The following is a 20,402-nucleotide window of genomic DNA, read 5'->3' on the forward strand; positions in this document are numbered from 1 at the left end:
ATTACCGGGCCGGTCCGACCAGTTCATAGGCATCCCACAGGTCGCGGCCCGTGTAGGAGTGGGTCGCGAGTCCGGTCAGGTGGGCATCGGCGTTGACGGCCACGGACACCGGAACGACAGCGAACAGCTCCTTGTCCGACGACGAGTCGCCGTAGGCCACACAGTCGGCCCGGGTCAGTCCGAACTCCGCGCAGAGGCGGTCCGCGATGATCACCTTGGCCGCGGCACTGAGCACCCCGGACGGATCGACAGGCTCGGTGAACGGTACGGCCGGGAAACGCGATCCATGTGCCGCGTGGGCGCCCCAGTCGAGGAGGAGTTCCACGAAGAAGGAGGGCGAGAGAGACACCACCGCGCAGTACTCGCCCGCGCTTCTGATCTCCGCCCAGACCTCGCGGATCCGGGCCAGCCAGGGAGCCGCCTCGAACGCTGCTCGCACGTGCGTCTCGGTCAGGTCGGCCCAGAGGGCGTAGACCTCGGCCGCGTACTCCGGCGGGCCGATCCGCCCCTCCGCGATCGCGCGGTCCAGTGCCACCGTCTGGGCCTCCAGGCCCAACTGGCGGGAAATCTCCACCGGCGCGGTGGTGCCGTGCAGCAACGTGCCGTCGAGATCGAAGAGATGAAGTCTCGCCATGGCCCTGAGGCTAGTCGGCTGCCGATGTTTCACGTGAAACACCCACAGCTGCCGATCGGCTGTGCGCATGGCCACGAGTTGGCCAAAAGCACGTGCGTCCGCATCGAAACCGGTGGACGGCGGGGGTGCCGGTCGGACAGCCTGACCTGCGTGCCAACTCCTTCCCTCGCCGCTCTGCCCATCCGCCGCCTGACGCTTCGCGATCTGACCGCATGCGCCGACCTGTCCGAAGACCGGGGGTGGCCACGCGAGGAACACAAGTGGAGCCTTCTGCTCTCGGCCGGGAAGGGCTTCGGAATCGACGACCCCGAGGGCGGTCTCATCGCCGCGTGCGTGGTCACGGAGTACGGCGCGTGGGAGCGGCCGGATCTCGGCGCCATCGGCATGGTTCTGGTCGCCGGACGCCACGCCCGGCAGGGCATCGGGCGCCGCCTGATGCGGCATGTCGTGTCGCTCATGGGGACCACCCCGCTGACCCTGCACGCCACGCCGTACGGCCGTCCCCTCTACGAGGAGCTGGGTTTCAAGGTGACGGGCCGGGTGGAGATGCTGATGGGCCGCTTCACGCCCGGTGGCCCGGAATCCACGGTGGTGACGCGTGCCGCCACCGCGGAGGACCTGCCCGCGATCCTGCGTCTGGACGAGGAGGTGTTCGGTACCGACCGCACGCCCCTCATCACCCGGCTGCCCGCCTTCGCCGATCAGCTGCGGGTGGCCGAGGAGGGCGGTCGGCTCATCGGCTACACGGCCGCGTGGCCCAACATGGACACCCATGTCGTCGGCCCGCTGATCGCCCGGGACACGGAGACCGCCAAGGCGCTGATCACCTCGCTGGCGGCCCGTACCGAGCGTCCCCTGCGCACCGACATCGACGTGCGCCATGAGGAGCTGCTGGCCTGGGCGAAGGAGCGAGGGCTGGCCTCCGTCGCCTTCAATGCGGTGATGACCTACGGCATCACCGACCTGCCGGGGGACTGGACCCGGCGGTTCGCACCCCTGACGGTCGCCGCGGGCTGACCCTCGTACGACACAGGCCGGCCCCACCGCTCGGAAGCGGCGGGGCCGGTGTCAGGAGATCCGGGCTGTGGCTCAGGCGAGCGCCTGGACAGCCGCGGCGGCGAAGCCGTGGTCCTGCTCCGGCGTACCGCCACCGACACCGATCGCACCGATCAGTCGGCCGTCGCGGTGGACGGGGATACCGCCCGCGATGAACAGCAGGGGCCGGTCGAGGGCCGTGGGCAGCGTGTGGAAGAGACCGCCGGGCTGGACGGCGTCCACGAGGTCGGCGGTGGGCGCGTTGAGCTGGAGAGCCGTGTAGGCCTTGCGGGTGCTGGTCTCACCGGAGATCAGCACGGCCCGGTCGTCCCGGCGGAAGGCGAGCAGATGGCCGCCGGCGTCCAGGACGGTGACGCTGACGGTGACTCCGGCGTCCTCGGCCGCCCGGCGGGCCGTGGCGACGAGCAGCTCGGCGTCCTCGGTGGTGAGCGGGGTGACGGCGGTGGTGCTCATGGAGCTGTCTCCTTGCATGGTGCTGGGGTGGATGCTGCCGTACCGGGAGGGGGCCCGGTACGGACGTCTGGGGATGTGGTGAGGCGTCCGGGGCGCGGGCGGCTCAGTGGTGGACGGGGGTCCGCTGCCCGGCCGGCGTCCCGGAGGCGACGACGGTGCCGTGCGCACGGTCGCGGCGCTCCAGGGCGGCCGAGAGGAGGGCGAGGACCAGGGCGGCGGTGGCGAGGGCGGCGCCGACCCAGTTGGGGGACGTGTAGCCGAGGCCGGCCGCGATCACCAGGCCGCCGAGCCAGGCGGACAGGGCGTTGCCCAGGTTGAAGGCGCCGATGTTCACGGCCGAGGCGAGCGTCGGGGCGCCGTGCGCCTGGTCGAGGACACGCTTCTGCAGTGGCGGCACGGTGGCGAAGCCCAGCGCACCGATCAGGGTGATGGTCACCGCGGCGGCGATCTTGTTGTGGGCGGTCAGCGTGAAGAGCGCCAGGACGACGGCCAGGGCGCCCAGGGACACGTAGAGCATGGGCATCAGGGCGCGGTCGGCGAACTTGCCGCCGATGAGGTTGCCGCCGACCATGCCGAGGCCGAACAGGACCAGCAGCCAGGTGACCGAGCCGTCGGCGAACCCGGCGATGTGGGTCATCATCGGCGCGATGTAGGTGATGGCCGCGAAGACACCGCCGAAGCCGAGGACGGTCATCGCCATGGCGAGCAGGACCTGGGCGTTCTTGAAAGCGGCCAGCTCGTGGCGCAGGTGCACGCCCTCCGGCCGCGGCAGCTCGGGGACGAGCTGGGCGATACCGGCCAGGCCGATGACGCCGAGGCCGGCGACGACGGCGAAGGTGACGCGCCAGCCGACGCTCTGCCCGATGAACGTGCCGAGCGGGACGCCGACGACGTTGGCGACGGTCAGACCGGTGAACATCATGGCGATGGCGCCGGCCTTCTTGTCGGGTGCGACCAGCTCGGCCGCGACGACGGAGCCGATGCCGAAGAAGGCACCGTGGGCGAGCGAGGCGATCACCCGTCCGACCAGCATGATCGCGAAGGCCGGGGCCACGGCGGAGAGCAGGTTTCCGACGATGAACAGGCCCATCAGCAGCATCAGCATCCGCTTGCGCGGAACCTTGGTGCCGAGCACGGTCATCAGGGGGGCACCGATGACCACGCCGAGCGCGTAGCCGGTCACGAGCAGGCCCGCCGTGGGGATGGAGACCCCGAAGTCGCCCGCGACCTCGGGCAGCAAGCCCATGATCACGAACTCGGTCGTTCCGATTCCGAAGGCCCCGATCGCGAGGGCCAGAAGCGCGAGAGGCATGAAGGGGTACACCTTCCCAAACGATTGCAGGAGCGCTTTGCGTTCGTTCACAATAATTGCAGACGCGGGCTATATGCAAGCGACGACTATTGCGGCGGTGCTCTACCCTGGTGATGCAGCCGCTCCGGGACGGAGGAGAACCCCAATGACAGCGACGGACCCCGCGCTCACCGCCCTCGCCCAGGGCTGGTGCGCCCTCTCTGCGCTGCACGGGAGGATCGAGGCGCACATCGAGCGCGCCCTGCAGGCGAAGCACGATCTGAGCGTGCGCGAGTACTCACTGCTGGACGTGCTCAGCAGGCAGCACGACGGTGAGGGCGGGCATCTGCAGATGAAGCAGGTCGCCGACGCGGTCGTACTGAGCCAGAGCGCCACCACGCGCCTGGTGACCCGGCTGGAGGACCGCGGACTGCTCGAGCGCTATCTGTGCCCCACCGACCGGCGCGGCATCTACACCAACGTCACCGCGGCGGGCCTGCGCCTGCTGGAGGAGGCGCGGCCCACCAACGACGCCGCTCTGCGCGAGGCCCTGGACGACGCCGCCAGGAACCCCGAACTGGCCCCGCTGGTCCGCGTGGTGGAGTCGCTGAACGTGCCCGCATAGGGTGCGCGCATGGGAGATCTTGAAATACGCGCCGCGACCGTCGACGACCTGCCGGAGATCGTCGCCATGCTCGCCGACGATCCGCTCGGTGCCCAGCGCGAGTCCCCCGACGATCTGACGCCGTACCGGACCGCCCTGGAATGCCTCGCCGCCGACCCGAACCAGCATCTCGTCGTCGCCGTGCGCGAAGGCCGCGTGATCGGGACCCTCCAGCTCACGATCATCCCGGGTCTTTCGCACAAGGGGGCCACCCGGGCGCTCATCGAGGCCGTGCGCATCCACGCCGACGAGCGGGGCAGCGGGCTGGGCGGCCGGCTGATCGAGTGGGCGATCGACACCGCCCGGCGGCTCGACTGCCGGATGGTGCAACTGACGTCCGACAAGACGCGCACCGACGCCCACCGCTTCTACGAGCGGCTGGGCTTCACAGCCTCGCACGAGGGCTTCAAGCTGCCCCTTTGACCCTCCGGAAAGAGGCAGGGGGGTGTGTTTCACGTGAAACACACCCCTGCGGCCTACGGGCTAGCCGATGCCCCGCCAGCCCTCCGGGTCCACGCCCCCGGGCACCGCGGACTCGGGCTCGTACGGCTGTCGGGTGAACACGAACGAGCCGAGATCGAGATGGCTCAGGGACCCGTCCTGGCGCCGTACGGGCCGCAGCACCTCACCGGCGTAATAGCCCTCCAGTCCCGTCCAGGTGCCGTCGCCGTTCGCCCGGAACCTGGCCCTGCGGCCGCCGCCCGCCAGGGGTGCCAGCGCGAGAAGGCCGTCGGCGGTCGCGCGCAGGCCGAAGGCATGCGTGCCCCAGTACCACTGGCCCACCAGCTCCAGCACCGTCGGATCGACCTCGGGCAGCGGCCGCCACGGTTCGGGGATCCGTGGCTCCGCCTCCGCGACGATCCGGACCAGATCCGCTCCCACGGCCCCCACCAGCAGGCCGCTGGTGCAGTTGGCGAGTACCACCGCCGCCACGTCGTCTTCCACGCTGATGGTGACGTTCGCCAGAAAGCCCGGCAGGGACCCGGAGTGCCCGACGAGCAGCCGGCCGTCCCGGCGCTGGATCTGCATTCCCAGGCCGTACGCGGCTCCGTCCAGCACGTCCGCGGCCTCTGCGGGCGCCGCCGGGGTGCGCATCTCCCGGACCGACTCCGCGCTCAGGACCCGGTCGTCCCCGCGGACCAGAAACGCGGCGAACCGTGCCAGGTCCCCGGTGGTCGACCAGAGCTGACCGGCCGGCGCCATCCGGCCCAGGTCCTCCAGCGGCTCGGGGAGCATCGCGTCGGCCCACGGGTGCACGGCCCAGCCGCCCGCGTGCGGGGACACCGGCTGTGCGCTCGTCCGGTGCAGTCCCAGCGGCTCCAGGATCTCGCCGTGCAGCACCTCCTCCCAGGGAGCGCCGCGCACCTCCTCCACCAGGGCGCCGAGCACGGTGTAGCCGGGGTTGGAGTAGTGGTGCCGTCGACCGACGGGATGCACCAGGGGCTGTTCCCCGAGCACATCGCTCAACCCGGGCCGCAGGGAACCGGGCGTCCGCTCCCACCAGGGTGACGGAGATTCGGCCGCCAACCCCGCAGTGTGGGCGAGCAGTTCAGCGATCGTCGCCTCCCCCACACCCGTTCCTGGCAGATGCTTCTCCAGCGGATCACCGAGATCGAGCAGACCCTCGTCACGCAGCCGCATCACCAGGACGGCGGTGAAGGTCTTGGTGATGGACCCGATCCGGTACTGCACGGTCTCGTCCGGTCCGTGCCCGTCCACCGAGGTCCGCGCCCCGTGCCAGACCGCCTGCCCGTCCCGTACGACGGCGGCGACCAGGGACGGAGCACGTCCTTCGGTCTGCGCGACGGCGATGCGGTGCAGCAGGGCGCGGCGGGTCCCGGGGAGCAGCGCTTCCTGAGTTGTCGTCATGGGCCCAGTCCACCTGGTACGGAGGCGGGCGTCGAATCCATTTGCCGTGCACAGGCGCCGGGCCCGGCTGTAGGTTCTCGCTTTCGGTGTCATGTGCCGGCGCTGTGACCTGGACGTCCCTCTCCAGTCTCACGACGTGTCGGCAGGCGGCTGTCTCAGATCGGTGTCATTTCCCCAGACTGTCCGGCAGGCTGCACCGCTGCCGAGGGGCGTCACGAACCCGCTTCAACCCCCATCCGTTCCATCCACTCGCGCACGGTTACTGCTCGCTCGATGCGGCTGACGATGTCCTTCTTGGACGCCGTGTCCAAGGTCTCCGGGATCTTGTCGAAGGTGTTGGGAAGGACGTCGAGGAGACCCCAGATCTGTTCGCCGGTGTTGACGGTCAGTAGTTGCTGGCACCTCCACTGCAGCGGCACCTCGGGGCGGTGCGTGAGCCGCTGCACGAGTGTCGGGAACAGGTAGTGCGTCGCCTCTGCGGCGAGGTGCTCTCGTAGCCAGTCGACCGGAAGCCGCTGGCTGAAGCCATGCATGGCGGCCTCCTGGGCCAGGTCCAGGAGCTGAGCGGTGTCGACGGCTCGGACGGTGCGGGGAAGGGTCGGGGTCATGTCGCGATGATGCCAAGAAGCTTCCGCGGGGCCGAGCGGTCAGCAGGGCCGGGATGCGATCTGGCGACGGGCAGGGCCCCAGACTTCCTCGAACTCTTCGCAGGTGAGTCGTTCGGGGTCGTGGCCTTCCCATTCCGAGATGGGCAGCTCGGCTGTGATCCCGAACCTGCTGTCGTACTCATCGAGACGGCCCGCGTCGCGGGCCCGCTGCCACTCGGCGAGGGATGCGGCTGCGATCGGGACCAGCTGAGACCCTTCCAGTTCGACCTGCCGGATCACCCAGCCGTCGGCGTCGACCTCGAAGTAAAACCAGGTGTCTTCCTCGTCCCAGTAACAGCGCATCCATGTCTTCACGAGCCCATGATGGCGGCGGTCTGCGCGCCAGCCGCTGCGGTGTCCAATTCCTGTGGATCGTCATCTGGACTACTGGGATGCTCCTGCTGTGACCACGACGACGAGCGAACTGCAGACCGGCGCCGGATGGGACGGCCCCTATTACCGTGTCCTCGCCGAAGGGTTCGAGGCTCTGTTCCTCCCGAGCCCTGACGAGGTGCTCGATGAGGTCTGCAATGTGGATGTCGAGGTTCACCTTCCCGATGGCTCTCGCTGGAGTGCGACGATCTTCACCCTCGCCGAGGTGGATCGGCTGATGAGGAAGTGGGAGGGGACCGGAGAAGCGGCAGGGGGCCGGTGCTTCTGGTGCTCGGACGGGCTGATCGTTCGCGACCCTGGCATCCAAGGCATGGCGGGTGTGATCGCCAAGCTGCTTGCGTCGGGAGAGTTCGACGGAGCCTTTCATCGCCTTTCCGCCCCGGTGAACTTCGGATTTCATGACCCCGCACCATCTTGAGACCTGCGAATCGCCCTGAGCACTCTCCTCCCCAAGGGAGTCAGTGTCATGGGTCGGCCGCGTTCGGCTCTGACCAGCAGTGGTCCGCCGAGCTCTCGTTCGATCCGGTTGATCTGCGCGAGGGTGAACGTGTAGAGCCCGATCACCCATACGAGTGAGCGACTTGACCTGCCAGTCTCAGATTCGTGTCAGATGTGCCATCGCTTGGCCATCGCTCGTGAGATTTGGCCACGAAATCTGAGACCCTACAGCCCGGCGGATCAGGTCTGGGCCATGTCCACGAAGCGGGAGTAGTGGCCCTGGAACGCCACCGTGATGGTGGCCGTCGGACCGTTTCGGTGCTTGGCGACGATCAGGTCGGCCTCACCCGCGCGCGGGGACTCCTTCTCGTAGGCGTCCTCGCGGTGCAGCAGGATGACCATGTCGGCGTCCTGCTCGATGGAGCCGGACTCACGCAGGTCGGAGACCATCGGCTTCTTGTCGGTGCGCTGCTCGGGGCCACGGTTGAGCTGGGAGAGCGCGATGACCGGAATCTCGAGCTCCTTCGCGAGCAGCTTGAGGTTACGGGACATGTCCGAGACCTCCTGCTGACGGCTCTCGGCGCGCTTGGAACCACCGGACTGCATCAGCTGGAGGTAGTCGATGACGACCAGCTTCAGGTCGTTGCGCTGCTTGAGGCGCCGGCACTTGGCCCGGATCTCCATCATCGACAGGTTCGGGGAGTCATCGATGTAGAGCGGCGCGGCCGACACGTCCGGCATCCGGCGGGCGAGCCGCGTCCAGTCCTCGTCGGTCATCGTGCCGGACCGCATGTGATGCAGGGCGACCCGGGCCTCAGCGGACAGCAGACGCATCGCGATCTCGTTGCGGCCCATTTCGAGCGAGAAGATGACGCTCGGGAGGTTGTGCTTGATGGAGGCGGCCCGCGCGAAGTCCAGGGCGAGGGTCGACTTACCCATGGCAGGACGGGCCGCGATGACGATCATCTGGCCCGGGTGGAGGCCGTTCGTCAGCGAGTCGAAGTCGGTGAACCCGGTGGGCACGCCCGTCATCTCGCCGCTGCGCGAGCCGATCGCCTCGATCTCGTCGAGGGCGCCTTCCATGATGTCGCCGAGCGGGAGGTAGTCCTCGCTGGTGCGCTGCTCGGTGACCGCGTAGATCTCGGCCTGGGCGCGGTTGACGATCTCGTCCACGTCCCCGTCGGCCGCATATCCCATCTGCGTGATGCGCGTGCCGGCTTCGACCAGGCGGCGCAGGACGGCCCGCTCGTGGACGATCTCCGCGTAGTACTCGGCGTTGGCCGCCGTCGGCACGGTCTGGACGAGGCTGTGCAGATACGCGGCGCCGCCGACCTTGTTGATCTCGCCGCGCTTGGTGAGTTCGGCGGCGATGGTGATCGGGTCGGCCGGCTCGCCCTTGGCGTAGACGTCCAGGATGGCCTGGTAGATCGTCTCGTGCGCGGGCTTGTAGAAGTCGTGGCCCTTGAGGATCTCCACGACGTCAGCGATGGCGTCCTTCGACAGCAGCATGCCGCCGAGGACCGACTGCTCGGCGTCCAGGTCCTGGGGCGGCACCCGCTCGAAGGACGAACCTCCGCCGTCCCAGGCGCTGTTGTCCCGGCCCCGGTCGTGCTGCTCGTCACGACCCCGGCCGCCGTCACCGCGCCGACGGGAGGCCGGCAGACGATCACTGGGTCCGCTGTCGGCCCACGGATCGTCCAAGGGCTCGGAAATGCTCACCGAGCCACCTCCTCCCGTCCGCACGGCGGACCTCGCCGTGGCCTCTTTTGTACGGCACGACACTGACAACTGAGACGCCCAGCTCCGGTTCTTGCGACGTCGGATTTGTGACGATTCCCCGCCCGGAAGAAGGATGCTTGCCGGACCGGGGGAAGGAGCGGGCGCCGGACAACCGTAGGCCCGTCGGCACCGTCAGCCAATCTGGTTATCCACAGGCCATGTGGACGACCGGCCCGATGCTGTGGAGAACTCGGCGAAACCTGTGCACGACCCGGTGGAAAGCCCTGTGAACAAGCCCTCGATCCCCTCGCCAACAAGGCGCTGACCTGCATGTTTATGATCCACCGGCTGTGCAGAGAAAAAACTTCCCCAGTCGGGCCAAGATCGCTTCGAACGGTGCCCGAAAGGACACGGCCCGAGACGAAAAGTAAGGAGCACTGTGCGGTTGCATCACTTACCTGTGGACGATTAGATTGATGCTCATGACACAGGCTCCAGAGATCCCCAAGGCCACCCGGCGGCAGCACGACCGAGAAATCGTCGCGCTGGCCGTCCCGGCCTTCGGCGCGCTCGTCGCCGAGCCTCTCTTCGTCATGGCGGACAGCGCGATCGTCGGCCATCTCGGGACCGCTCAGCTCGCCGGTCTCGGCGTCGCCTCGGCGCTGCTCACCACCGCCGTGAGCGTCTTCGTCTTCCTCGCCTACGCCACCACGGCCGCCGTGGCCCGCCGCGTCGGCGCTGGTGATCTTCCGGCGGCCATCCGCCAGGGCATGGACGGCATCTGGCTGGCGCTGCTGCTCGGCCTCGCCGTCATCGCCGTCGTCCTGCCCCTGGCCCCCGGCATCGTGGACCTCTTCGGCGCCTCCACGACCGCGAGCCCCTACGCCACCACGTATCTGCGGATCTCCGCACTGGGTATCCCCGCCATGCTCATCGTCCTGGCGGCGACCGGAGTGCTGCGCGGCCTGCAGGACACCAGGACCCCGCTCTACGTCGCCGTCGCCGGCTTCATCGCCAACGCCGTCCTCAACGCGGGCCTCGTCTACGGCGCCGGGCTCGGCATCGCCGGTTCGGCCTGGGGCACGGTCATCGCGCAGTGTGGCATGGCAGCCGTCTATCTCACCGTCGTCGTGCGCGGGGCCCGTCGGCACGGTGCCTCCCTCCGGCCCGACGCCGCCGGCATCCGGGCCTCGGCCCAGGCCGGTGTCCCGCTCCTGGTCCGCACGCTCTCCCTCCGAGCGATCCTGATGATCGCCACCGCGGTCGCCGCACATCTCGGTGACGCCGACATCGCCGCACACCAGATCGTCCTGTCGCTGTGGAGCCTGCTCGCCTTCGCGCTCGATGCGATAGCGATCGCGGGTCAGGCCATCATCGGCCGCTGTCTCGGCGCGGACGACGCCCAGGGGGCACGCCAGGCCTGCCGTCGCATGATCCAGTGGGGCATCGCGACCGGGGTCGTACTGGGCCTGATCGTGGTGGCCGCTCGGCCGCTCTTCCTGCCGCTGTTCACCAGTGACTCCGGGGTGAAGGACGCCGCGTTGCCCGCCCTGCTGCTCGTGGCACTCTCGCAGCCCGTCTGCGGGATCGTCTTCGTCCTGGACGGGGTCCTGATGGGCGCGGGCGACGGCCCCTATCTGGCCTGGGCCATGGTCGTCACCCTGGCGGTGTTCGCTCCCGTGGCCCTGCTCGTCCCCACGCTCGGCGGCGGGCTCACCGCACTCTGGGCGGCGATGACGCTGATGATGACGATCCGCCTGCTGACCCTCTGGCTTCGGGCCCGCTCGGGCCGCTGGATCGTGACGGGCGCGAGCCGCTGACCGTTTCCCGGACCCGCTGACCGTTTCACGTGAAACATGCCTCCAGGGAAGGCGCCTTCACATGGAGCGTGCAGGGGAAAGGGGCCGCACCCCGAAGGATGCGGCCCCTTTCACTGGCTCAAGCGAGCGCAGCGATCACGCGGCGATCAGGCCGCGACGACCTCGATGTTGACCTTGGCGGCAACCTCGGGGTGCAGACGCACGGACGTCTCGTGGGCGCCCAGGGTCTTGATCGGAGCGGACAGCTCGATGCGGCGCTTGTCGACCTCGGGGCCACCGGAAGCCTTGATCGCGGACGCGATGTCGGCCGGGGTGACGGAACCGAAGAGACGGCCGGAGTCGCCGGAGCGGACGGCCAGGCGGACCTTGACGCCCTCGAGCTGGGCCTTCACCTGGTTGGCCTGCTCGATGGTCTGGATCTCGTGGATCTTGCGAGCACGACGGATCTGCTCGACGTCCTTCTCGCCACCCTTGGTCCAGCGGATAGCGAACTTCCGCGGGATCAGGTAGTTGCGAGCGTAACCGTCCTTGACGTCGACGACGTCGCCCGCGGCACCGAGGCCGGAGACCTCGTGGGTGAGGATGATCTTCATGAGTCGGTCACCCTCCCTTATCGCGCGGTGGACGTGTAGGGCAGCAGCGCCATCTCACGGCTGTTCTTGACGGCCGTGGCGACGTCACGCTGGTGCTGCGTGCAGTTGCCGGTCACGCGGCGGGCACGGATCTTGCCGCGGTCGGAAATGAACTTCCGCAGCATGTTCGTGTCCTTGTAGTCCACGTACGTGACCTTGTCCTTACAGAAAGCGCAGACCTTCTTCTTCGGCTTGCGCACAGGCGGCTTCGCCATGGTGTTTCTCCTGTGTGATCAAGAAGTTGGGGTACGACCCGCCCTCGACCCGGACCGGCCCGGAGGGCCTGGCCCGAAGGCTTAGAAGGGGGGTTCGTCCGAGTAGCCGCCACCGCCGCCGGAGCCGCCGCCCCAGCCGCCGCCACCCTGGTTGCCACCGGCGGGAGCGCCGGTCGCCCACGGGTCGTCGGCCGGAGCGCCGCCGCCCTGCTGGCCGCCACCGGGGCCTGCGCCCCAGCCGCCGCCACCCTGGCCGCCACCGCCGCCGTAACCACCCTGGCCACCGCGAGCGCCACCGGCGGTCTTGGTGACCTTGGCCGTGGCGTTGCGCAGGCTGGGGCCGACTTCCTCGACGTCCAGCTCGTAGACCGTGCGCTTGACGCCCTCGCGGTCCTCGTAGGACCGCTGCTTCAGCCGGCCCTGCACGATGACGCGCATGCCTCGCTGGAGCGACTCGGCGACGTTCTCCGCCGCCTGGCGCCAGACCGAGCAGGTCAGGAAGAGGCTCTCGCCGTCCTTCCACTCGTTCGTCTGGCGGTCGAAGGTGCGGGGGGTGGACGCGACACGGAACTTCGCGACCGCCGCACCGGACGGGGTGAAGCGCAGCTCGGGGTCGTCGACAAGATTGCCGATGACCGTGATGACGGTCTCGCCTGCCATGGGGGAACCTCTCGGCGGGTTTGCTGCTCTGGCTGCTTGGTTGCTGCTACTCGAATCCCGAGATCAGCTGAGCGGGAGCGCTCAGTGCATCTCGGGGCGGAGGACCTTGGTCCGGAGGACCGACTCGTTCAGGTTCATCTGGCGGTCGAGCTCCTTGACGACCGCAGGCTCGGCCTGCAGGTCGATGACCGAGTAGATGCCCTCGGGCTTCTTCTTGATCTCGTAGGCGAGACGACGACGGCCCCAGGTGTCGACCTTCTCAACCTTGCCGCCGCCGTCACGGACGACGGACAGGAAGTTCTCGATCAGCGGGGAGACAGCGCGCTCCTCGAGATCGGGGTCGAGGATGACCATCACCTCGTAGTGACGCATGTGGAACCCACCTCCTTTGGACTCAGCGGCCACGGTCGTTCCGTGGCAGGAGGGTTGTGATGCGTACGCAACGGTATCGGCCGCCACTGACAATCGGGGTTCCCTCAGGGAGCCGGGCAGTGTGACCTGGGCAGGTCTGGGCAGACACCAGTGCAGACGGTACAGACTACCCGCACACCCGCTTCCGGTTGAAATCCGGCCGCCGAGGCCCACAATCTGTACACATCGGGTGTGTACGGCGCTACGATGCGCCGCCTTCCGCAGGAGGTGCCCATGGCACAGGCATTGCGACCCAACACCGCCGGTTCCCTCTTCGCCACGGACGGCAAGCCCCATCCACTGCAGGACGCCCTGATGGTGATCACATTCGCCCTGGGCCTGCTGTCCTTCATCACGTCCTTCTTCCACAGCCTTCACCTGCTGAGTTCCTGGGCGGGCCTGGTGGCGCTGGCCACCGGCATCTACGGACAGTGGATCTCGGAGACCACGAGGGAGCGGTTCTTCCTGATCCTGGGTCTCGGTGCCGCAGGAGTCGGTTTCCTGATCGGCATGGCGCACGGCGGCCTGTTCGGGGGGCTGATCAGCTGACCCGCCGGGTTCAAGAGCCGTAGGCCCAGTCGGGGCGCTCGCACGGCGCAGTAGGCTTCGGCGCGAGAGCCGGAGCCCCTGTACCCATGGGGACACACCAGCCCGAGGAGCGCCCCGAATGAGCCTGACCCTGAGGACCATCAGTCGCGAGCAGCATCTGGCATTCATCCAGAGCCTGCCGGCGGCGAGCCACATGCAGGTCCCGGCCTGGGCAGATGTGAAGGCGGAGTGGCGCTCGGAGAACCTCGGCTGGTTCGACAGGAGCGGCCAGCTGGTCGGCGTGGGCCTGGTCCTCTACCGCCAGCTGCCCAAGATCAAGCGCTACCTCGCCTATCTGCCCGAGGGCCCGGTCATCAACTGGTACGCGCCGAACCTGGACGACTGGATCCAGCCGATGCTGGCGCACCTGAAGCAGCAGGGTGCCTTCTCGGTGAAGATGGGCCCGCCGGTGATCATCCGCCGCTGGAACGCGGACACCATCAAGAGGGGCATCCAGGACCCGGACGTCAAGCGTCTGCGCGACCTGGAGGCCGACTTCATCGAGCCGCGCGCCTTCGAGGTGGCCGACAAGCTGCGCCGTATGGGCTGGCAGCAGGGCGAGGACGGCGGCGCCGGCTTCGGCGACGTGCAGCCCCGTTACGTCTACCAGGTGCCGCTGGCGAACCGCTCCCTGGAAGAGGTCCACAAGAACTTCAACCAGTTGTGGCGCCGCAACATCAAGAAGGCCGAGAAGGCCGGCGTCGAGGTCGTCCAGGGCGGCTACCAGGACCTGCCCGAGTGGCAGCGGCTGTACGAGATCACGGCCGTCCGTGACCACTTCCGGCCCCGCCCGCTGTCGTACTTCCAGCGCATGTGGACGGCCCTCAACACCGAGGACCCCAACCGCATGCGGCTGTACTTCGCCCGCCACAACGGCGTGAACCTGTCCGCGGCGACGATGCTGATCGTCGGCGGACACGTCTGGTACTCCTACGGCGCCTCCGACAACATCGGCCGCGAGGTCCGGCCCTCGAACGCGATGCAGTGGCGGATGCTGCGCGACGCCTACGCGATGGGCGCCACCGTCTACGACCTGCGCGGTATCTCCGACTCGCTGGACGAGACCGACCACCTCTTCGGCCTGATCCAGTTCAAGGTCGGCACGGGCGGCCAGGCCGCCGAGTACCTCGGCGAGTGGGACTTCCCGCTGAACAAGCTGCTCCACAAGGCGCTCGACATTTACATGTCGCGCCGCTGAGCCGCGCGGGCATTTGATTCCATAGCCTTCACAGCTCACACACCTTCGATCCACCCCAGCCACGAGAAAGGTTCCGGGTCCGGCCATGGCGCTCACGCTCTACGTCGACACCGCGCGCTGGCGGGCGCACCACAAGCACGTGCAGGAGCAGTTCCCGGGACTCGTCCCGGTCTGCAAGGGCAACGGCTACGGCTTCGGGCACGAACGGCTGTCGGAGGAGGCCACGCGGCTCGGTGCGGACCTGCTCGCCGTCGGCACCACCTACGAGGCCGCGCGCATCAAGGACTGGTTCGGCGGTGACCTGCTGGTGCTGACCCCATACCGGCGGGGCGAGGAGCCTGTGCCGCTGCCCGACCGGGTGGTCCGCTCGGTGTCGTCGATCGACGGTGTGTACGGCCTCGTGGGCGCCCGTGTGGTGATCGAGGTGATGTCCTCGATGAAGCGGCACGGCATCAGCGAGCAGGATCTGCCCCAGCTGCACCAGGCCATAGAGAACGTCCGGCTGGAGGGCTTCGCCATCCATCTGCCGCTGGACCGCACCGACGGCTCGGACGCCGTCGAGGAGGTCATCGGCTGGATGGACCGGCTGCGCGCGGCACGGCTGCCGCTGCACACGATGTTCGTCAGCCACCTCAAGGCGGACGAGCTGGCCCGGCTCCAGCAGCAGTTCCCGCAGACCCGGTTCCGCGCCCGCATCGGCACGCGGCTGTGGCTGGGGGACCACGAGGCCACCGAGTACCGCGGTGCCGTTCTGGATGTCACGCGCGTGGCGAAGGGCGACCGGTTCGGCTACCGGCAGCAGAAGGCGGCCTCGGACGGCTTCCTGGTGGTAGTGGCGGGCGGTACGTCGCACGGGGTGGGCCTGGAGGCTCCGAAGGCCCTGCACGGCGTCATGCCGCGCGCCAAGGGCGTCGCACGCGCCGGGCTCGCGACGGTCAACCGGAACCTTTCTCCGTTCGTCTGGGGCGGCAAGCAGCGCTGGTTCGCCGAGCCGCCGCACATGCAGGTGTCGATCCTGTTCGTGCCCGCGGACGCCCCCGAGCCCAAGGTCGGCGACGAGCTGGTGGCCCATCTGCGGCACACCACCACCCAGTTCGACCGTCTCGTGGACCGCTGACCCCGTCCAGGGCGGCCAGGACAACCAGGACAACGAGAAGGCCGTATCCGGAACGCCCGGATACGGCCTTCTGCATGATCTCGTCGACGAGGTGTTCGCTCAGGGCGAACCATCCCGGTGGGACAGCGTTTCGGGCCGCCCCCAGTCGACCTGGGCCCCCTCGAAGTGGGCGGCGTGCCGCGGCGGATGGGCCGCCGCGCCGAGCGCGAACGCGTCCTCCGCTCCGTCGAGCACCCCGCCCGAGGGATCGTCGTCGCCGGACCGGCGCACCACGTCCCGCTCCGGCATGAGGATGTCCCGTACGACGACGGCGCACAGGTACAGGGTGCCCGCCAGGTGCAGCACGATCGCCCAGTGGTAGCCCTGCGTCGGCAGGCCCTTGTGGGCGTCTCCGCTGGTCGTGTAGGCGAGGTACATCCAGATGCCCAGGAAGTACGCCACCTCGCACGCCTGCCAGATCAGGAAGTCCCGCCACTTGGGCCGGGCGAGGACCGCCAGCGGCACCAGCCACAGGACGTACTGCGGGGAGTAGACCTTGTTGGTGAGGACGAAGGCGGCCACCATCAGGAACGCCAGTTGGGCGAAGCGAGGGCGACGCGGGGCGGTGAACGCCAGCGCCGCGATGCCGAGGAAGCACAGCACGACCAGCACCATGGCCGCGTTGTTGACGAAGTCGGTGGTGGGCGGGCTGCTGCTGTTCTGCGCCCAGATCAGCCAGAAGGAGCCGAAGTCGACACCGCGCTCCTTGCTGAAGGTGTAGAACTTGGCCCAGCCCTCGCGGATGTGGAAGCCGGTCGCGTCGTGCGTGAGCATCACGGGCAGGTTCACCACGAGCCAGGCGACCACCGCGCCGGCCACGGCCTGGAAGAACTCCCGCCACTTGCCCGCCCGCCAGCACAGGACCAGCAGGGGCCCGAGCAGGACGACGGGATACAGCTTTGCGGCCGTGGCGAGCCCCAGGAGGACGCCGAAAGCGACGGCCCGGCCCCGCGCCCACATCAGCATCGCGGCGGCCGTCAGCGCCACCGCCAGCAGGTCCCAGTTGATGGTCGCGGTCAGCGCCAGGGCGGGGGCCAGGGCGACCAGCAGGCCGTCCCAGGGGCGCCGGCGGTGGGTGCGAGCCACGCATACGGCGATGACGGCGGCGCACACCATCAGCATCCCGGCGTTGACGAACCAGTACCACCGCTCCTGGTGCTGGATGCTCCCGCTGTGCGGGGTCAGCCAGGACGCCACCTCCATGAACACGCCGGTCAGCACCGGGTATTCGAGGTAGTCCATGTCGCCCGGGAGCTTGTCGAAGTACGGCACGAGATGGTCGGCGAACCCGCGGCCCTGATAGAGGTGCGGAATGTCCGAATAGCAGGCGTGCGTGTACTGGCTGCTCGCGCCGAAGAACCAGGCACTGTCATAGCAGGGCGCCTTCTGGACCAGGCCGAGGGCGAACATGCCGATCGACACGAGCGCCACGACCCGTACCGGGGTCCACCAGGAGGTCCCCAACAGGGCGCGCCGCCCCATGGGACCGCCGATCAGCTCACTGCCGGCGGCGGCGACCTCGTCCTCCCTGGTCGGCTGCACCGTTTCTGCCACGGCGGCCCGCACGGGCTCGGGCTCGTGCCTGCTCGCGGGCGTCATCTCTGCACTGGGCATGGGGCACATCCTGCCGTACCTCTCTGGGAAAACGCCGAGGGCCGCCGCACCGATCAGGTGCGGCGGCCCATGTTTCACGTGAAACACCCCAGGCGGGCGATATGGTCGCCAATCGGTCGGATCACCGGGCTAACCCGTCGGGCCCCCGAAGAAGCCTCCGTTGCCATTTCCTCGGGTGGTGCCGGTTCCGCTGGTGTCCGTGACCGTGGGCGTCGGCGACGTCTCTCCGCCTCCGTCGGTGCCACCGGTGTCCACGCCTCCGTTGCCGTTCCCGTTGCAGTTCGGGTCCCAGCCACCGAACTTGCAGGACTCGCTCGCCGACGGGGACGGCGTGGGGGTCGTCTCGCTCGGCGACGGGCTCGGCGTGTCGCTCGGGGTGGGGCTCGGCGTGATGGTCACGCTCGGGGTCGGCGAGGGGGCCCCCGCCTCGTCCTGGACCTTGCCGATCTCGGTGGCATCCGGGAAGCCGAGGTCGTTCTTGCCCTTGAGCGCGGCCTTCATGTACTCGGTCCACACCAGCGTCGGAATGTCACCACCGTGGATGGAGTCCACACCCGCCGTTCCGTTCATGGACAGCAGCTCGTGGTCCTTGGGGTTCTCGCGGAACATCGCGACCGAGGTCGACAGCTGCTGGGTGTAGCCGACGAACCAGGCCGACTTGTTGCTGTCGGTGGTACCGGTCTTGCCGGCGGCGGTACGCCCCAGGGCCTTGGCGTTCTGACCCGTACCGTTCTGGATCACGTTCTCCAGCGTGTCCGTGACGTTGTTGGCCACGTTCTCCGGCATCGCCTGCGTCACCTTGGGCTTGGTGAAGCCCGGCAGTTCCTCGCCGTCCTTCTTGACGCTCACCACAGAGTACGGATCCGCGTGCTTGCCGGAGGCGGCGAACGTCGCGTAGGCGTCGGCCATGCGGATCGCGCTCGGCGTCGAGGTGCCGATGGCGAAGGACGGGTTGAGCGTGGCGAAGCTCGCGTCGAGGATGCCGGACGCCTTCGCGACGTCCTTGACCCTCGACATCCCCACATCCATGCCGAGCTGCACGAACGGGGTGTTGACCGACTGCTCCATGGCCTTGCGCAGGGTGATGTAGCCCCAGGGCTTGGGACCCTCGTTGCGCTGATAGAAGACCGAGCCGTCCTTCTTCAGGACGGGGGTGCCGTCCTGGTTGAGAATCTTGAGCTTGTCGTTGCCGTTGTACTTGCTCAGCGGGGAGATGCCCTCGCCCTCGGACCTGTAGGTCCCGTACTCCATCGCCGCGGCCAGGACGAACGGCTTCCACGTCGAGCCGACGGGCACGCCGGAGGTGTCGGCGTTGTTGGTGAAGTGCCCGTTCTCGTACCCGTCACCGCCGTAGAGCGCGACGATCGCACCGTCCTTGGGCTTCACCGAGGCGGCACCGAACTGGACGTACTTGTCCTTCTCGCGGTGCTTCGGGTCGAGACGTTCCTTCTGGACCTTCTTCACGGCGGCGCTCAGGGCGTTGACGCTCTTCTTGTCGAAGGTCGTGTAGATCTGGTAGCCGCCCTGGTCGAACTGCGCCTCGGTGATGTCGGAGTGGTTCAGGACGTACTTCTTGGCCGTGTCGACGAGGTAGCTGATCTGGCCGGTCATGCCCTTGGTGGCCTTGCGGCCCTGGGGCTTGGGGTACTCCTTGGTCGCTTCCTGGTACTCCGCGTCGGTGAGGTGCTTGTCCTTGTGCATCTCGCCGAGGATCCAGGCCCAGCGTTCCCTGGAGCGCTTCTCGTTGGCCTGCGCGGTGGCCGACTTGTCGAGGTCGGCGTTGCCGGCCGGGTCGTAGTACGTCGGGCCCTTCAGCAGCGCCGCTAGGAAGGCGCACTGGCTCGGCTTGAGATCGACCGCGTCCACGCCGTAGTAGGTCTGGGCGGCCGCCTGGATGCCGTAGGCACCACGGCCGTAGTACGAGGTGTTCAGATAGCCCTGGAGGATCTGCTTCTTGTCGAGCTTCGTGCCCACCTTTATGGAGATGAACATCTCCTTGAACTTACGGGTGACCGTCTGCTCCTGGCTCAGGTAGGTGTTCTTGACGAACTGCTGGGTGATCGTCGAACCACCCTGCGTCTGGCCACCCCGCGCCATGTTGGCCAGGGCCCGGGCGATACCCATGGGGTCGACACCCGAGTCCTGGTAGAAGCTCTTGTTCTCCGCCGAGATCACGGCCCACTGCATGGCCTCGGGGATCTTGTCGATGGTGACGTTCTGCCGGTTCACCCCGGTGCCCGTGGCCACCATCTGACTGTTGTCGGCCCAGTAGTAGACGTTGTTCTGGGACTTGGCCGCGTCGTTCTCGTTCGGGATCGAGACCATCGCGTAGCCGATACCGACCATCACCACCAGGCTGCCGAAGAAGCCGATGAACAGCCCGCTGACCAGCTTCCAGGACGGTACCCAGCGCCGCCAGCCGTACTTGCCGGCCCTGGGGTAGTCGATGAACCGCTTCTTGCCGGGCGCCGTCGTCGCGCGGCCCTTGCCGCGGCCGGGACCGGTCGGACCGCCCGGACCGCCCCGTCGGCCGCCGGGAGCCGTGTTGTCGGCGGCTCTGCGCCGGCCGCCTTTCTGGGCGGCACGGCGGGCCTCGGCGCGCCCGCCGTAGGGACGCTCCTCACCTCCCGAGCCAGCGGACTCCGGCCCATAGGAACGGGACCCATAGGAGTCGGCAGGAGACCCGGTGGCGCCTCGCGGTGCCGCACGGCGGCCGGAGGACGAGCCGGACTGGCCGCGTCGGGCCGCGGCACGTCCGCCTCCCTGCGGCTGCGGCGGTTTGCGACGGTGCTCGCTCATCGAACGATTACTCCTCGGGCAGGCGCACCCGTGCGCGCCTGGAACGGCGGCTGGTTTCCGGTCCCCCCGAAGTACGGATGTGGTCGGTGCTGCATTCACCCGTACTGCACCAGGGACGACGACGCTCCCCAGGCATCACGCGGTT

Annotated in this window: 21 protein-coding genes; 8 read left to right on the top strand and 13 right to left on the bottom strand. The window is 68.5% G+C overall.

The annotated features are described in order from the left end of the window. Position 1: 1 nt before the first annotated feature. Positions 2-634: an HAD family hydrolase gene (locus tag ACZ4U1_RS20660; protein ID WP_467904966.1), complete on the bottom strand. Its 633-nt coding sequence runs from the start codon at positions 632-634 to the stop codon at positions 2-4. 150 nt (positions 635-784) lie between these two features. Here ACZ4U1_RS20660 and ACZ4U1_RS20665 point away from each other — a divergent pair, with 150 nt between their 5' ends. Continuing rightward, entirely contained in the window at positions 785-1,651 is an 867-nt protein-coding gene (locus tag ACZ4U1_RS20665) for a GNAT family N-acetyltransferase (RefSeq protein WP_467904968.1), read from the top strand. 72 nt (positions 1,652-1,723) lie between these two features. Here the strand turns inward: ACZ4U1_RS20665 and ACZ4U1_RS20670 are convergent, their stop codons facing one another. Continuing rightward, entirely contained in the window at positions 1,724-2,143 is a 420-nt protein-coding gene (locus ACZ4U1_RS20670; protein ID WP_467904969.1) for a GlcG/HbpS family heme-binding protein, read from the bottom strand. Positions 2,144-2,246: 103 nt separating this feature from the next. Beyond that, positions 2,247-3,455: an MFS transporter gene (locus ACZ4U1_RS20675; protein ID WP_467904971.1), complete on the bottom strand. Its 1,209-nt coding sequence runs from the start codon at positions 3,453-3,455 to the stop codon at positions 2,247-2,249. Positions 3,456-3,600: 145 nt separating this feature from the next. On the opposite strand from ACZ4U1_RS20675, the gene ACZ4U1_RS20680 reads away from it, so the two are divergent. Together ACZ4U1_RS20680 and ACZ4U1_RS20685 are read left to right on the top strand one after the other, a co-directional pair. Next, positions 3,601-4,059, top strand: coding sequence for a MarR family winged helix-turn-helix transcriptional regulator (locus ACZ4U1_RS20680; protein WP_467904972.1), 459 nt, complete (start codon positions 3,601-3,603; stop codon positions 4,057-4,059). A gap of 9 nt (positions 4,060-4,068) precedes the next feature. Then, positions 4,069-4,521, top strand: coding sequence for a GNAT family N-acetyltransferase (locus tag ACZ4U1_RS20685; protein WP_467904974.1), 453 nt, complete (start codon positions 4,069-4,071; stop codon positions 4,519-4,521). A gap of 60 nt (positions 4,522-4,581) precedes the next feature. Here the strand turns inward: ACZ4U1_RS20685 and ACZ4U1_RS20690 are convergent, their stop codons facing one another. The 3 genes from ACZ4U1_RS20690 to ACZ4U1_RS20700 form a co-directional block, all read right to left on the bottom strand. After that, positions 4,582-5,967, bottom strand: a complete 1,386-nt coding sequence (locus ACZ4U1_RS20690; protein ID WP_467904976.1) for a serine hydrolase domain-containing protein — start codon at positions 5,965-5,967, stop codon at positions 4,582-4,584. A gap of 212 nt (positions 5,968-6,179) precedes the next feature. Next, complete coding sequence (locus ACZ4U1_RS20695; protein WP_467904978.1) at positions 6,180-6,575, bottom strand: hypothetical protein; 396 nt, start codon at positions 6,573-6,575, stop codon at positions 6,180-6,182. A gap of 39 nt (positions 6,576-6,614) precedes the next feature. After that, positions 6,615-6,917: a hypothetical protein gene (locus ACZ4U1_RS20700; protein WP_467905290.1), complete on the bottom strand. Its 303-nt coding sequence runs from the start codon at positions 6,915-6,917 to the stop codon at positions 6,615-6,617. 100 nt (positions 6,918-7,017) lie between these two features. Between ACZ4U1_RS20700 and ACZ4U1_RS20705 the strand changes: the two genes are divergently transcribed. After that, on the top strand, positions 7,018-7,425 hold the full coding sequence (locus ACZ4U1_RS20705; RefSeq protein ID WP_467904979.1) for a hypothetical protein: 408 nt from the start codon (positions 7,018-7,020) through the stop codon (positions 7,423-7,425). A 260-nt stretch (positions 7,426-7,685) separates the two neighbouring features. On the opposite strand, the gene dnaB is transcribed toward ACZ4U1_RS20705, so the two are convergent. Next, the gene (dnaB, locus tag ACZ4U1_RS20710) at positions 7,686-9,164 is read right to left on the bottom strand and encodes a replicative DNA helicase (protein ID WP_467904980.1); all 1,479 of its coding nucleotides are present in this window, start codon (positions 9,162-9,164) and stop codon (positions 7,686-7,688) included. 482 nt (positions 9,165-9,646) lie between these two features. Between dnaB and ACZ4U1_RS20715 the strand changes: the two genes are divergently transcribed. Next, complete coding sequence (locus tag ACZ4U1_RS20715) at positions 9,647-10,984, top strand: MATE family efflux transporter (protein ID WP_467904981.1); 1,338 nt, start codon at positions 9,647-9,649, stop codon at positions 10,982-10,984. Positions 10,985-11,130: 146 nt separating this feature from the next. Here the strand turns inward: ACZ4U1_RS20715 and rplI are convergent, their stop codons facing one another. The 4 genes from rplI to rpsF form a co-directional block, all read right to left on the bottom strand. Further along, the gene (gene rplI, locus ACZ4U1_RS20720; RefSeq protein ID WP_189296665.1) at positions 11,131-11,577 is read right to left on the bottom strand and encodes a 50S ribosomal protein L9; all 447 of its coding nucleotides are present in this window, start codon (positions 11,575-11,577) and stop codon (positions 11,131-11,133) included. 17 nt (positions 11,578-11,594) lie between these two features. Beyond that, positions 11,595-11,831: a 30S ribosomal protein S18 gene (gene rpsR, locus ACZ4U1_RS20725; RefSeq protein ID WP_003949403.1), complete on the bottom strand. Its 237-nt coding sequence runs from the start codon at positions 11,829-11,831 to the stop codon at positions 11,595-11,597. 81 nt (positions 11,832-11,912) lie between these two features. Next, entirely contained in the window at positions 11,913-12,491 is a 579-nt protein-coding gene (locus ACZ4U1_RS20730; RefSeq protein ID WP_467904983.1) for a single-stranded DNA-binding protein, read from the bottom strand. 81 nt (positions 12,492-12,572) lie between these two features. Beyond that, on the bottom strand, positions 12,573-12,863 hold the full coding sequence (rpsF, locus tag ACZ4U1_RS20735) for a 30S ribosomal protein S6 (RefSeq protein ID WP_043502363.1): 291 nt from the start codon (positions 12,861-12,863) through the stop codon (positions 12,573-12,575). 273 nt (positions 12,864-13,136) lie between these two features. Here rpsF and ACZ4U1_RS20740 point away from each other — a divergent pair, with 273 nt between their 5' ends. The 3 genes from ACZ4U1_RS20740 (at position 13,137) to ACZ4U1_RS20750 (ending at position 15,805) form a co-directional block, all read left to right on the top strand. After that, entirely contained in the window at positions 13,137-13,451 is a 315-nt protein-coding gene (locus tag ACZ4U1_RS20740; protein WP_467904985.1) for a hypothetical protein, read from the top strand. Between the two features lie 118 nt (positions 13,452-13,569). Continuing rightward, a complete protein-coding gene (locus tag ACZ4U1_RS20745) occupies positions 13,570-14,688 on the top strand; it encodes a lipid II:glycine glycyltransferase FemX (RefSeq protein ID WP_356146857.1) in 1,119 nt (372 codons plus the stop codon). A gap of 85 nt (positions 14,689-14,773) precedes the next feature. Continuing rightward, positions 14,774-15,805, top strand: a complete 1,032-nt coding sequence (locus ACZ4U1_RS20750) for an alanine racemase (protein ID WP_467904987.1) — start codon at positions 14,774-14,776, stop codon at positions 15,803-15,805. Positions 15,806-15,904: 99 nt separating this feature from the next. On the opposite strand, the gene ACZ4U1_RS20755 is transcribed toward ACZ4U1_RS20750, so the two are convergent. Both ACZ4U1_RS20755 and ACZ4U1_RS20760 read right to left on the bottom strand, forming a co-directional pair. Then, complete coding sequence (locus tag ACZ4U1_RS20755) at positions 15,905-17,458, bottom strand: glycosyltransferase family 87 protein (RefSeq protein WP_467904988.1); 1,554 nt, start codon at positions 17,456-17,458, stop codon at positions 15,905-15,907. A 129-nt stretch (positions 17,459-17,587) separates the two neighbouring features. Beyond that, positions 17,588-20,257, bottom strand: coding sequence for a transglycosylase domain-containing protein (locus ACZ4U1_RS20760; protein ID WP_467904989.1), 2,670 nt, complete (start codon positions 20,255-20,257; stop codon positions 17,588-17,590). Between the last annotated feature and the right edge of the window lie 145 nt (positions 20,258-20,402).

Source organism: Streptomyces sp. NPDC028928, assembly GCF_055564915.1.

Excerpts from the sequence above, each read along its gene's own strand:
- ACZ4U1_RS20690 (WP_467904976.1), bottom strand. The coding sequence starts at position 5,967 with ATGACGACAACTCAGGAAGCGCTGCTCCCCGGGACCCGCCGCGCCCTG.
- rpsR (WP_003949403.1), bottom strand. The coding sequence starts at position 11,831 with ATGGCGAAGCCGCCTGTGCGCAAGCCGAAGAAGAAGGTCTGCGCTTTC.
- ACZ4U1_RS20685 (WP_467904974.1), top strand. The coding sequence starts at position 4,069 with ATGGGAGATCTTGAAATACGCGCCGCGACCGTCGACGACCTGCCGGAG.
- ACZ4U1_RS20750 (WP_467904987.1), top strand. The coding sequence starts at position 14,774 with ATGGCGCTCACGCTCTACGTCGACACCGCGCGCTGGCGGGCGCACCAC.
- ACZ4U1_RS20680 (WP_467904972.1), top strand. The coding sequence starts at position 3,601 with ATGACAGCGACGGACCCCGCGCTCACCGCCCTCGCCCAGGGCTGGTGC.
- ACZ4U1_RS20695 (WP_467904978.1), bottom strand. The coding sequence starts at position 6,575 with ATGACCCCGACCCTTCCCCGCACCGTCCGAGCCGTCGACACCGCTCAG.
- ACZ4U1_RS20740 (WP_467904985.1), top strand. The coding sequence starts at position 13,137 with ATGGCACAGGCATTGCGACCCAACACCGCCGGTTCCCTCTTCGCCACG.
- ACZ4U1_RS20660 (WP_467904966.1), bottom strand. The coding sequence starts at position 634 with ATGGCGAGACTTCATCTCTTCGATCTCGACGGCACGTTGCTGCACGGC.
- rplI (WP_189296665.1), bottom strand. The coding sequence starts at position 11,577 with ATGAAGATCATCCTCACCCACGAGGTCTCCGGCCTCGGTGCCGCGGGC.
- ACZ4U1_RS20700 (WP_467905290.1), bottom strand. The coding sequence starts at position 6,917 with ATGCGCTGTTACTGGGACGAGGAAGACACCTGGTTTTACTTCGAGGTC.
- ACZ4U1_RS20670 (WP_467904969.1), bottom strand. The coding sequence starts at position 2,143 with ATGAGCACCACCGCCGTCACCCCGCTCACCACCGAGGACGCCGAGCTG.
- ACZ4U1_RS20755 (WP_467904988.1), bottom strand. The coding sequence starts at position 17,458 with ATGCCCAGTGCAGAGATGACGCCCGCGAGCAGGCACGAGCCCGAGCCC.
- ACZ4U1_RS20715 (WP_467904981.1), top strand. The coding sequence starts at position 9,647 with ATGACACAGGCTCCAGAGATCCCCAAGGCCACCCGGCGGCAGCACGAC.
- ACZ4U1_RS20745 (WP_356146857.1), top strand. The coding sequence starts at position 13,570 with ATGAGCCTGACCCTGAGGACCATCAGTCGCGAGCAGCATCTGGCATTC.
- ACZ4U1_RS20760 (WP_467904989.1), bottom strand. The coding sequence starts at position 20,257 with ATGAGCGAGCACCGTCGCAAACCGCCGCAGCCGCAGGGAGGCGGACGT.
- rpsF (WP_043502363.1), bottom strand. The coding sequence starts at position 12,863 with ATGCGTCACTACGAGGTGATGGTCATCCTCGACCCCGATCTCGAGGAG.
- ACZ4U1_RS20675 (WP_467904971.1), bottom strand. The coding sequence starts at position 3,455 with ATGCCTCTCGCGCTTCTGGCCCTCGCGATCGGGGCCTTCGGAATCGGA.
- ACZ4U1_RS20730 (WP_467904983.1), bottom strand. The coding sequence starts at position 12,491 with ATGGCAGGCGAGACCGTCATCACGGTCATCGGCAATCTTGTCGACGAC.